This window comes from Paeniglutamicibacter cryotolerans (assembly GCF_014190875.1).
GTDB classification, from domain to species: Bacteria; Actinomycetota; Actinomycetes; order Actinomycetales; family Micrococcaceae; genus Paeniglutamicibacter; species Paeniglutamicibacter cryotolerans.
The window spans coordinates 461,589-473,100 of record NZ_JACHVS010000001.1 but is presented as its reverse complement, the minus strand read 5'-3'; the positions used below and the strand labels follow the sequence as shown (position 1 = coordinate 473,100).

At 65.5% G+C, this 11,512-nt stretch carries 10 protein-coding genes; 7 read left to right on the top strand and 3 right to left on the bottom strand.

Annotated features, from left to right (window positions below; all coding sequences use genetic code 11):
• Positions 1-72: 72 nt before the first annotated feature.
• Positions 73-693 (bottom strand): LysE family transporter, encoded by a 621-nt coding sequence (locus E9229_RS02340; RefSeq protein ID WP_183509662.1) that lies wholly within the window; start codon positions 691-693, stop codon positions 73-75.
• Positions 694-734: 41 nt separating this feature from the next.
• Positions 735-1,202, bottom strand: coding sequence for a MarR family winged helix-turn-helix transcriptional regulator (locus tag E9229_RS02335; protein ID WP_183509661.1), 468 nt, complete (start codon positions 1,200-1,202; stop codon positions 735-737).
• 95 nt (positions 1,203-1,297) lie between these two features.
• Here E9229_RS02335 and E9229_RS02330 point away from each other — a divergent pair, with 95 nt between their 5' ends.
• From E9229_RS02330 to E9229_RS02300, 7 genes are all read left to right on the top strand, one after another.
• A complete protein-coding gene (locus tag E9229_RS02330; protein ID WP_183509660.1) occupies positions 1,298-3,403 on the top strand; it encodes an MMPL family transporter in 2,106 nt (701 codons plus the stop codon).
• A 252-nt stretch (positions 3,404-3,655) separates the two neighbouring features.
• Entirely contained in the window at positions 3,656-5,404 is a 1,749-nt protein-coding gene (locus E9229_RS02325; RefSeq protein WP_183509659.1) for a DEAD/DEAH box helicase, read from the top strand.
• 331 nt (positions 5,405-5,735) lie between these two features.
• A complete protein-coding gene (gene dnaK / locus E9229_RS02320) occupies positions 5,736-7,580 on the top strand; it encodes a molecular chaperone DnaK (protein ID WP_183509657.1) in 1,845 nt (614 codons plus the stop codon).
• Positions 7,581-7,591: 11 nt separating this feature from the next.
• Complete coding sequence (locus tag E9229_RS02315; protein ID WP_183509656.1) at positions 7,592-8,155, top strand: nucleotide exchange factor GrpE; 564 nt, start codon at positions 7,592-7,594, stop codon at positions 8,153-8,155.
• Positions 8,156-8,309: 154 nt separating this feature from the next.
• Entirely contained in the window at positions 8,310-9,278 is a 969-nt protein-coding gene (locus E9229_RS02310) for a DnaJ C-terminal domain-containing protein (RefSeq protein WP_183509655.1), read from the top strand.
• A 64-nt stretch (positions 9,279-9,342) separates the two neighbouring features.
• Positions 9,343-9,771 (top strand): heat shock protein transcriptional repressor HspR, encoded by a 429-nt coding sequence (locus tag E9229_RS02305; RefSeq protein WP_183509654.1) that lies wholly within the window; start codon positions 9,343-9,345, stop codon positions 9,769-9,771.
• Positions 9,772-9,776: 5 nt separating this feature from the next.
• Entirely contained in the window at positions 9,777-10,655 is an 879-nt protein-coding gene (locus E9229_RS02300) for an alpha/beta hydrolase (RefSeq protein WP_183509653.1), read from the top strand.
• On the opposite strand, the gene trmB is transcribed toward E9229_RS02300, so the two are convergent.
• On the bottom strand, positions 10,652-11,506 hold the full coding sequence (gene trmB / locus E9229_RS02295; protein WP_183509652.1) for a tRNA (guanosine(46)-N7)-methyltransferase TrmB: 855 nt from the start codon (positions 11,504-11,506) through the stop codon (positions 10,652-10,654). The genes E9229_RS02300 and trmB overlap by 4 nt on opposite strands.
• Positions 11,507-11,512 lie beyond the last annotated feature (6 nt).

Here is an 11,512-nt window from a genome sequence, read left to right as displayed (position 1 = left end):
ATTCTAGGTCTCCGGCACCCCTGTGTGGCCACACGCGCAGAACCGTGTCCAATCCGGGATCGTGGCCAATGGCTAATGCACCAGGGCCAGGAGGGCTGCGACGAAGATGAACAGGGTTCCGAAGACCAGGTTCAGGATGCGCTGACCGCGTGCCGTCGAGGTGAAGCGGCGGAAGCCCTTGGCCGCCGCGGCGAAGAAGAACCACATCACGATGACGTCGACGACGACGATGGTGCCGATGAAGATCAAGTACTGGATCAGCAGCGGCTCGTCAGGGCGGATGAACTGGGGGGTGAAGGCCAGGAAGAAGATGATGGCCTTCGGATTCAGCAGGTTGACCCACAACCCGCGCCTGAACATCGAGAACGCTGATTCGGCGCCCCGTTTCTCCAGCTCGGTCTCGGCCTCGGCCTTGGCGGTGATCAGCCGGATGCCCAGATAGACCAGGTAGGCGGCGCCGGCATAGCGGACCACCGAGAAGATGACCGGGGATTGGGACACCAGTAGTCCGACGCCCGCCGCCACGACCACCACGTGCACCAGCAGTGCAGCCTGCTGACCCAGGATTCCCCAGATCGACCGGGTGAAACCTGAGTTGATCGAGTTGGTCATCGTGTTGATGGCACCGGCGCCCGGGGTCAGGCTGATCAGCATGCTGGCGCCCAACAGGGAAAGCCATAGGGAAAGAGTCACCGGATAATCCTAGGGGGAGTGACCCTGCCCGGACGTATGCGTTACAGGTCGGCCCGGGTTGCCGCGGTGGCGCGGTCGACTCCCTCGATGGCCTCTTTGAGGAACCGGGAGACTACTGCCAGGTCGGCGGGTTCGTGTTGGGCAATCACTGCCATCATGTGTGTGGCCAGCGGACCGAACATTGTCCGGCCGTCGGTTTTAGCCTTGTCGGTCAACCGGATGCGGACCAGTCGGCGGTCCGCGTCCATGCGCAGCCGTTCGATGTGTCCGTGGCGTTCGAGCCGGTCCAGCAGGGCGGTGGTCGCGGGGGAGCTGAGCGAGAGCTCCCGCGCCAAGTCACCGGGTGTGGGAGGAGTGCCGGCGGCTTCGAAGCGCATGATTGCTCCCAGCGCGTTCATGTCGGTACGGTGTGTGGAATGCAGTTGTCCGGTTGATTCCACGTAGCGATCCGATGCTTGGGTGAAGCGTTGCAGCAAGAGCACGAGTTCTCGGGCGGCGATCGGATCCATGGTTCCATTCTAATGCGGTGTTGAAGTATTTCCATAGTCGAAATACTCTGTGATGGAAAGTATTATTGCCTGCGCTAACGAAAATGGGTCCGGACATGGAAAGACAGCGGCATTCCGCTTCGAAACACACCAAATTTGCCGTGTGGCGCGCCTTAGTGTCGGTAGCGCTGATAGTGGTTTGGCTTGGGGTGGCCGGGGTCGGTGGGCCGACCTTCGGCAAGCTCAGCAGCGTGCAGACCAACGACCAGGCGGCATTCCTACCGGCCTCGGCCGAGGCCACCCGGGCTCTTGCCTGGCAAGAGAAATTCAGGCAAGGCGATGCGATCCCCGCCGTGGTGGTGGTGGTCGGATCATCCGCCCTCGACCAGCAGGCGATCAAGTCCGTGGCCGATTCGCTGGCAAAGCTCCCGGACTTGGATGGCGCAATTGCGGGCCCCTTCTTCTCCGAGGACGGGCTCGCGGCCCAGTTGCTGGTGCCGCTGTCGGCCGACGGGGATACCAAGGGCACAGTGGACCAGCTGCGGTCCGACTTGGTTAAGCTGGCACCGGAGGGGACAAGTACCTATGTCACGGGGCCGGCCGGATTCACCGCCGACCTGTCCGAGGCATTCTCCGGCATCGATGGCGTCCTCCTGGGCGTGGCACTGACGGCCGTATTGGTGATCCTCTTGCTGGTCTATCGCTCGCTGCTGCTGCCGATCACCGTCTTGCTGACCGCCATGGTGGCATTGTGCGGGGCGATCCTAGCCGTCTACTTCATGGCCAAAGAGGGTTTGATCAGGCTCGATGGGCAAAGCCAAGGCATCCTCTCCATCCTGGTCATCGGTGCTGCCACCGACTATTCGCTGCTTTTAGTTGCCCGGCACAAGGAAGCCGTGGCCTCCGGGGCAGGGCGCTGGGAAGCCGCGGTCCTGGCCTGGCGCAGATCGTTTGAACCGATCCTGGCTTCGGGCGGAACCGTTGCCGTCGGCCTGCTGTGCCTGCTTTTCTCGGACCTGAACTCCAACAAGGCACTGGGGCCCATTGGCGCCTTCGGCATACTGTTCTCCGTGCTCTCGGCGTTGACTTTCCTGCCGGCGGTGCTCGCGCTGCTGGGCAAGGCGGCCTACTGGCCTTTCCACCCGCGCCCGGCCCGTGAACTGGAAGCCGAAGAACTTCCCGATGGCTTGTGGGGACGCATCGCCCGCTTCGTCGGACGCCATCCTCGACCCATCTGGATCCTCACGATCATCGTTCTGGCCGCGGGCGCATTGGGCATCACGCAGCTCAAGGCAACCGGTGTCCCGCAAAGCGATCTGGTCCTGGGCCAGACCGATTCACGGGACGGGCAACAGGCCCTGGGCGATCATTTCCCCGGTGGCACCGGAAGTCCCGCCTACGGGGTGGTTCCGGCCGACCGCGCCAGCGCGCTGCTCACTGTCGCCAAGGATGTTCCGGGTGTCGCCTCGGTGTACATCCAGGCTTCCGGGGGAGGGCCGGTAATGCCCGGCCGTGAGGCCCAGGTCGTGGACGGACGCTCACTGCTGACCATCACCCTGGACGACGCGGCGGATTCAAACGCGGCGAAGGCCACCCTGGTGCAGTTGCGCGACACGTTGCACGAAGCGGACCCCGAGGTCCTGGTCGGTGGAACCACTGCGACGCTCAGTGACACGGCCACCACGGCAGAGGCTGACCTGCTCAAGATCATCCCGCTGATCCTGGCCGCCATCCTCGTGATCCTGATGTTGCTCTTACGCTCGATACTGGCTCCGGTCCTGCTCGTGGCGACGACGCTGTTGTCCTATGGGACGGCGATGGGAATATCCGCGTGGGTCTTCAATGGGATCTTTAAATTCCCCGGTGCAGATCCCTCGGTTCCGCTCTTCGGCTTCGTCTTCCTGGTTGCACTGGGCGTGGACTACAACATCTTCCTCATGACGAGGGTCCGCGAGGAATCACTGAAGCATGGAACCCGCAACGGGGTCCTGCGCGGGCTCTCGGTCACCGGCGGGGTGATCACCTCCGCCGGCGTCGTACTTGCTGCTACTTTCGCCGCATTGGGCGTCATCCCGATCATGTTCCTGGTGCAACTGGGCTTCATCGTGGCCTTCGGCGTCTTGCTGGATACGTTGGTGGTCCGCACGTTGCTGGTGCCCGCATTGGTGCACGACATTGGGCAAAAAGTCTGGTGGCCCAGCAGGCTGTCGAAGCGGGAGTAAGCCAGATCTCGTCGGCGGGAAGGGCATGGGACTGCTAGGATTGGTATTTATAGGCTCACTCGGCCCGCTGTCATCAGCGCCGCCATCTGGCCTATGCGTCGACAGATCTGATTCCTTTCCCGCCGCACAGCGGTGGAAGGCCGTCCACCCTTGTTGTGGAACGGCGGCGCCCCAAGCGGGCCCAGGCACTCTTTTTCTTCGGCGACAACGCGCGCCGGACCCGGTGTGCGCAGCCTTGACCGAAAGCAGCCCGTGAGCCTTTCCTTCACCTCCCTTGGTGTGCCCTCTTTCCTTTCCGACGTCCTCTCCGCACAGGGGATCGACTCGGCGTTCCCGATCCAGGAAGCCACGCTTCCCTCGACCCTGGCCGGCGGCGACGTCCTCGGCCGCGGCCAGACCGGCTCGGGCAAGACCATCGCCTTCTCGCTTCCCGTCGTGGCCCGCCTGGCCGCCGACCCGAAGTCCCGCAAGGCCCGCACTCCGCGCGCCTTGATCATGGCCCCGACCCGCGAACTGGCTACCCAGATCTCCAAGGTCGTCGAGCCACTGGCCCAAGCGGCCAACCTGCGCACCTCCGTTGTCTTCGGCGGCGTCTCCCAGGTCCGCCAGGAAAAGGACCTCAACGCCGGCGTTGACATCCTCATCGCCTGCCCGGGCCGCCTCGAGGACCTGCTCAAGCAGCGCATCGTCGACCTGTCCCGCGTCGAGGTCTCCGTGCTCGACGAGGCCGACCACATGGCCGACCTCGGCTTCCTTCCGGTCGTCAAGCGCATCCTGGACCAGGCCCCGCGCGGCATCCAGCACCTGCTCTTCTCCGCCACGCTGGACAACGGCGTGGACAAGCTGGTCCAGCGCTACCTGTCCAACCCGACCATCCACTCGGTCGATGCGCCCACCGCAGCCGTGAACACCATGGAGCACCACGTGTTCCTGACCTCGGCCGACGACAAGAAGGATCTCGTGCGCACCCTCGCCTCGGGCTCCGGTCGCCGGATCATGTTCATGCGCACCAAGCACCACGCCAAGAAGATGACCGTCTGGCTGTCGAAGTCGGGCATCCCGGCCGTCGACCTCCACGGCAACCTGAGCCAGAACGCCCGTGACCGCAACCTGGCCGCCTTCTCCTCGGGCGAGGCCCGGGTGCTGGTCGCCACCGACGTCGCCGCACGCGGCGTGCACGTGGACGGCGTCGAGCTGGTCGTGCACATCGACCCGCCGGCAGAGCACAAGGCCTACCTGCACCGCTCGGGCCGTACCGCCCGCGCCGGTTCGGACGGCACCGTCGTCACCCTGGTCACTCCCGACCAGCAGAGCGATGTCAAATCGATGATGAAGGCCGCCGGGATCAAGGTCCCGTTCGAAAAGGTCTCCCCGAACGGCGCCAAGGTGCTCGACGTCGTCGGCGAACGCGCCGAATTGGTTGCCTATGTCGCCCCGCAGGAGCGCTCGCAGAGTGCCGTGCGCACCAAGACGCTGAGCGATTCCGATGCCGCCGGTGGCCGTGGCCGCCGTCGTGGCGGACGCGGAGCAGCCCGTGCAGGTGCCGAGCCGGCACGTGGTGGAGAGCGCCGTGACGAGAACCGCTCCGAGCGCTCCGGCGCTCCGCGTGGAGAGCGCCGCAAAGACGGCCGTGGCGAGGGCCGCACGGAAAACCGTGGCGAGCGCCGCAACGACAGCCGCGGGGACAACCGTGGCGAGCGTCGCAACGACAACCGTGGAGAGAGCCGTGGCGAAAACCGCGACGTGGCCCGCCGTGGCAACGGTTCCGGCCGCGGTGCGGCCCCGGCACGCAATTCCGGCGGCCAGCGCGGAGCTGACTCCCGTGGCGGAGACCAGCGCCAGGGCACCTCGTCCAGCAGCCGTCCGCGCACCGGCGGCCACACCATTGCCGATGCACTGGGATCGGCGAAGGCAGAAGCCGCGGCCGGCGCATCGCGCGGTGCCCGCGGCCGCGGACCGCGCCGTGCCACGGCACCGCAGTCGAACCAGAAGAACTACTGATCCACAGGTCATCGCACTGATGGCCCAGAAATGACATGAAAGGTCCCGCCCTCCATTGGAAGGCGGGACCTTTCGCATGTCCCGCAAAGGTTCGGCGGCAGATCTCTATCAGCGAACAGTGTGTTTCCTGTGAGTCTTGTTCCCCGGAAATCCGCGGTTTATCCTCGGGGAGAGGACGTCAGCAATGCTGGAATTCCAAAAGTTGAGTCAATGTCACTCAACTTTGAATTGACACGGAATCCACGTTCGGTAAACTTGAGTCCAGAACGCTCAATCACCCGGTGGTCGGGCGTTGAAGAAGAATTCCACAGGAAAGAAAGTAGGAACCATTATGTCCCGTGCCGTAGGTATTGACCTTGGAACCACCAACTCCGTCGTTTCCGTTCTGGAAGGCGGCGAGCCGACAGTCATCGCCAACGCCGAGGGTGGCCGCACCACGCCGTCCATCGTTGCGTTCGCCAAGTCCGGCGAGGTCCTGGTCGGCGAAATCGCCAAGCGCCAGGCCGTCAACAACATTGACCGCACCATCGCCTCGGTCAAGCGCCACATGGGTACCGACTGGTCTGTTGCCATCGATGACAAGAACTACACGGCGCAGGAAATCTCCGCCCGTATCCTGATGAAGCTCAAGGCCGACGCCGAGGCGTACCTGGGTGAAAAGGTCACCGACGCAGTCGTGACCGTCCCGGCCTACTTCAACGATGCCGAGCGCCAGGCCACGAAGGAAGCCGGCGAGATCGCGGGCCTCAACGTGCTGCGTATCGTCAACGAGCCGACCGCCGCTGCCCTGGCCTACGGCTTGGACAAGGGCAAGGAAGACGAGCTCATCCTGGTCTTCGACCTCGGCGGCGGAACCTTTGACGTCTCCCTGCTCGAAGTCGGCAAGGACGACGACGGCTTCTCCACGATTCAGGTGCGCTCCACCTCCGGTGACAACCGCCTCGGCGGAGACGACTGGGACCAGCGCGTCGTGGACTGGCTGCTGGCCCAGGCCAAGAGCAAGGGTGCCGACCTGTCCAAGGACAAGATCGCCTTGCAGCGCCTGAAGGAAGCAGCGGAGCAGGCCAAGAAGGAACTCTCCTCGGCCACCTCGACCAACATCTCCCTGCAGTACCTTTCGGTCACCGCCGACGGCCCGGTCCACCTGGACGAGCACCTCTCCCGCGCCAAGTTCCAGGAACTGACGGCCGACCTGCTCGCGCGCACCAAGAAGCCGTTCAAGGACGTCATCGCCGAAGCAGGCGTGAAGGTCTCCGAGATCGCCCACGTGATCCTCGTCGGCGGCTCCACCCGCATGCCGGCAGTTGCCGAACTGGTCAAGGAAATGGCCGGCAAGGAAGCCAACAAGGGCGTCAACCCGGATGAGGTCGTCGCCGTTGGCGCCGCATTGCAGGCCGGCGTGCTGAAGGGCGAGCGCAAGGACGTCCTGCTCATCGACGTCACCCCGCTGTCCCTGGGCATCGAAACCAAGGGCGGTGTCATGACCAAGCTGATCGAGCGCAACACGGCCATCCCGACCAAGCGTTCCGAGACCTTCACGACGGCCGATGACAACCAGCCGTCGGTATCGATCCAGGTCTTCCAGGGCGAGCGCGAGTTCACCCGCGACAACAAGCCGCTGGGCACGTTCGAGCTGACCGGCATCGCGCCGGCTCCGCGCGGCATCCCGCAGGTCGAGGTCACCTTCGACATCGACGCCAACGGCATCGTGCACGTTTCGGCCAAGGACAAGGGCACCGGCGTCGAGCAGTCGATGACCATCACCGGCGGTTCCTCGCTGTCCAAGGAAGACATCGATCGCATGGTCCGCGAAGCCGAAGAGCACGCGGCGGAGGACAAGACACGCCGCGAGGCAGCCGAAATCCGCAACTCGGCCGAGCAGACCGCGTACTCCGTGGACAAGTTGATCAAGGACAACGCCGACAAGCTGCCCGAAGAGGTCAAGACCGAGGTCCAGGCCGACGTCGACGAGCTCAAGGCGGCACTTGAGGTCCAGGACAACGACGCGGCGATCAAGGCCGCCTTCGACAAGCTCCAGGCCTCGCAGTCGAAGCTGGGCGAGGCACTGTACGCCCAGTCCCAGTCCGAGGCTGCCCAGGCTCCGGAAGCCGACGCCACGGCTCCCGAAGAGGACATTGTCGACGCAGAGGTCATCGACGAAGACGAAAAGAAGTAGGCGCGACTTCCATGGCTGACAACGGTAATGAAGAAGAGCAGAACCACGAGGAAGTGACCCCGGTGGACGAGGCGCACGATTCGGGGGACGCGCTCTCGCAGGCCGAGGCCATCCTCAACGAGGCCGCAACGGTGGAGGATTCCGCCGACGCGGAGGCCAATGCCCGTGAGGCGGAGCTCCGTGAGGACCTGCAGCGCTTGCAGGCCGAGTACGTGAACTACCGCAAGCGCGTCGAGCGTGACCGGGAGGCAGTCCGCGAACTTGCCGTCCAGTCGGTGCTGAATAACATGCTGACGGTGCTCGACGACATCGACGCGGCACGTGCCCACGGTGATTTGACCGATGGCCCGTTCGCTTCGATCGCGAACAAGCTCGACGCTGTGCTCGAGGGCCTTGGCCTGGAGCGCATTGCCGAGGCCGGCGTCGTCTTCGACCCGACCATCCACGAGGCACTGATGCAGCAGCCGAACCCGGAGATCCCCGCGGATCACGTATCCATGGTTCTCCGCACCGGCTTCAAGAAGGGCGAGCGCGTCATGCGTGCCGCCCAGGTGATCGTCTCCACCGGAGAATAAGGCATCATCCACGGCCAGGCGCCGTCCTCCAGCGGGGAACCGGGAAACCGGTGCCCCGCTGGAGGACGATGGCCCGGCTCCACCGTTTTTACCCCGCGCGGGCAATCGCCCCGGGACCACATGAAGTTGAAGTACCATCCGAAGGAGGCGCCTGATGGCCAGTCAGGATTGGGTCGAGAAGGACTTTTACGCGATTCTCGGCGTCTCGAAGGACGCCAGCGACGCAGACATCAAGAAGGCGTACCGCAAGATGGCGCGCAAGTACCACCCGGACACCAACGACGGTGATCCGGCGGCGGAGAAGCGGTTCAAGGACATCACCGAGGCGCACTCGGTGCTCTCGGACCCCGAGGAACGCCAGCAGTACGACGGGATCCGTGCCATGGGCTCGGGCGCCCGCTTCAGCGCCGGTGGCCAGGGACACCCCGGGGCCGGCGGCGGCTTCGAGGACGTCTTCAGCAACCTCTTTGGCGGTGGCGGTGGACAGCGCCGCGGTGGCGGAGGGTTCAGCGGTGGCGGGCTACCTCCGGAATTCGCCGATATGTTCGGTGGCGGTGGTGGCTTCCAGCAGGCCCCGCGCAAGGGTGCCGACCGCAACGCGACCACGACCATCTCCTTTGCCGGTTCCATCAAGGGAACCACGATCGGCCTGCGCGAACCCAGCGGCGAGGTCATCGACGTGAGGATCCCGCCCGGCATCAAGGACGGCCAGTCCGTCCGCGTGCGCGGCAAGGGCTCGGCAGGGTCGGCGGGCAACGGCGATTTGATCGTCAAGGTCTCGGTCAAGCCGCATTCCTTCTTCGCCCGCGAGGGAAACGACATCAGGATCCATGTCCCGGTGACTTTCGCCGAGGCAGCCCTCGGCGGCCAGATCGAGGTCCCCACGCTCACCGGCGATACGGTAAAAGTGAAGGTTCCCGCCGGTTCGGCATCGGGACGGACCCTGCGTCTGAAGGGCCGCGGGGTCAAGAGCGCCAAGGGCGATGGCGACCTGCTGGTCGTGCTCGACGTCGTCGTCCCGCAAAACCTCTCGGCCGAGGCCGAGGCCGCGGTAAAGGCGTTTGCCGAGGCCACCGCCGACGCGAATCCACGGGCGCAGCTCAAGGCCAAGGCAGCGCTTTAGCCAACCCGGGGATCAACGGCGGGCGCTAGCCTCGGACGGCAACGGAAGGAACCAGAACCAAGGTATGGACAACGATCGCTTCATCCCGGTCTTCGTGATTTCCGTGGCCGCGCAGCTGGCCGACATGCACCCGCAGACGCTGCGCCAATACGATCGAATGGGTCTCGTCATGCCCTCCCGGCAGGGCGGCAAGCAGCGACGGTACAGCCTGCACGACGTTGATCTGCTGCGTGAGATCCAGCTCCTGTCCAAGGAGGGAGTCTCCCTCGAGGGCATTAAGCGGATCATGGCCCTCGAACATCAGGTCGCCGCGTTGCGTTCCCACGTCAGGGAGCTGAACGAGGAGCTCTCCGACGCGCGGGCCTATCGGCAGGCGCTGGAGGCCGGACGCGTCTTCGCTGCCGGCGCGGCGGGAGACGTGGTCTCCCTGGCCCGCGGACAGCGGCCCCGCGGGCGCAGCCAGGCCATCGTGGTCTGGTCCCCGCAGCGGTAGCCCCGATGCGCTTCCCGGCGTCCTACGCCGAACTGACGCTGCATGCGACCGCGCAGTTCGAGCGGGACAAGGTGCGCCGCGCGCACCTGGCGCCGTCGGCGCGTTCGGCGCTCGATGGCATGGCCCATGCGCTGCGCGGGGATTCGATGAACTCCGCCATCCCTCCGCGGCGGCTGTTGTACCTGGACCTGGACGCATCCGAACCGCTGGCGGCCGTGGCGGTGGGCGATCCGGATACGGCAACTCACGTGACCTTCCAGGTGTCCGGGTCCGGGATCCGTGCCTCCAAGGCGCTCTGGGGCAGCGTGCGTGAGGCCGGAGGCCTCTACCTGGCCCAGCAGGCAGTGGGTATTGAAGGACCATGCGTCATCAGCTGGCTCGGGTACCGGGCGCCGGGCCTGGTCCCCGCGCTATCCAACGCGGCGGCCCGACAGGGCGCCATGCGGCTCGCGGAGGACCTGGCCATGTTCAACAGGCTGCGTCCGTGCCGCGCCCATCTGGCCATCGAAGCCCACTCCTACGGGGCCACGGTTGCCGCCCTGGCGCTGGAGCACTTGCACGGTGTGGTGGTGGTCGACGTGCTGGCCACCACCGGCTCGGCGGGCAGCCCGCGTTCCCTGCCGCCTCGGATACCGCAATTCGACGCCGTCGCACCACGGGACCTGACTTCGTTCTGGGGCCGGCTGCTTTCGGGGCGCAGGCTCGCCGGGAGGAGGTTCGCCATCGGAGCTCGGCCCGGGCTCGGCCTGCTGGCCGTCTCCGGGCACAACACCTCCCAATATCTGCCCGATAGCAGGAATCCCCGCCACGGGTACCGTGACGGGGACACTCTCTGCCTGCGCAATCTGGCACTGATCGCCAGCGGATTGCAGCCTCTGGCCTAGCGGCGGCGGTAGGCCAGGTCGAAAATCAGCCGTCCTGCCTTGCCGGCCTTGCCTTCGAAGTTGGTCAAGGTGCGGCCCTCGAAGCGAGGGGCCCAACCTCCGAGCTCGTCGGTGAACTCCGGCTCCGGATCGTGACCCTCCAGCCCGAAACGGCGGACGCGGGTCAGGGCGCTGTCCTCGCCGGAGCGTTCGCCGGCGTGCAACGAATCGAAGTCCGTCGAGGCGTCGAGCACCTCGCGCATCTGCTCGGCGTAGTTGGACCAGTCGGTAGCCAGCCGGAGCGTTCCGCCGGGGGCCAGCACGCGTGCCGCCTTATCGATGAACGAGGGCTTGATCAGGCGCCGTTTGTGGTGGCGGGTCTTGTGCCACGGATCGGAGAAGAAGATCCATAGCTCGTTGACCGAACCGGGTTCCAACATGACGTCCAGCACCTCTGGGGCGTTGGCCTGTACGGCGCGGACGTTGCCTAATCCACGCTCCTCGGCGCGAGCGATCAGTGCCGCCAGTCCCGGGCGGTAGACCTCGACGGCCAGGAAGTTCTTTTCGGGGTGCTCGGCGGCGGCGTGTGCCATCGCCTCGCCCAGCCCCGAGCCGATCTCGACGATCAGCGGTGCGTTGCGGCCGTAGATTTGCTCGATGTCGAAGGTGGCGTGCTCGGCCACCGACGTATCGGCACGATCGCGTGGGACGTCGATGATCAGTTCGTCGGCCAGCCGGTCCCAGGCCTCGGCCCTGCGGCCGTGCAGCCGGGTTCCGCGCCTGACGAAGGAAACCGGTTCCTCGCGGTAGAACGATAGGTCTTCGGCGGCCCGCCCGCTGACCGGGGCCTTGTGCTCTTCAGGATTGCTCATGATTAA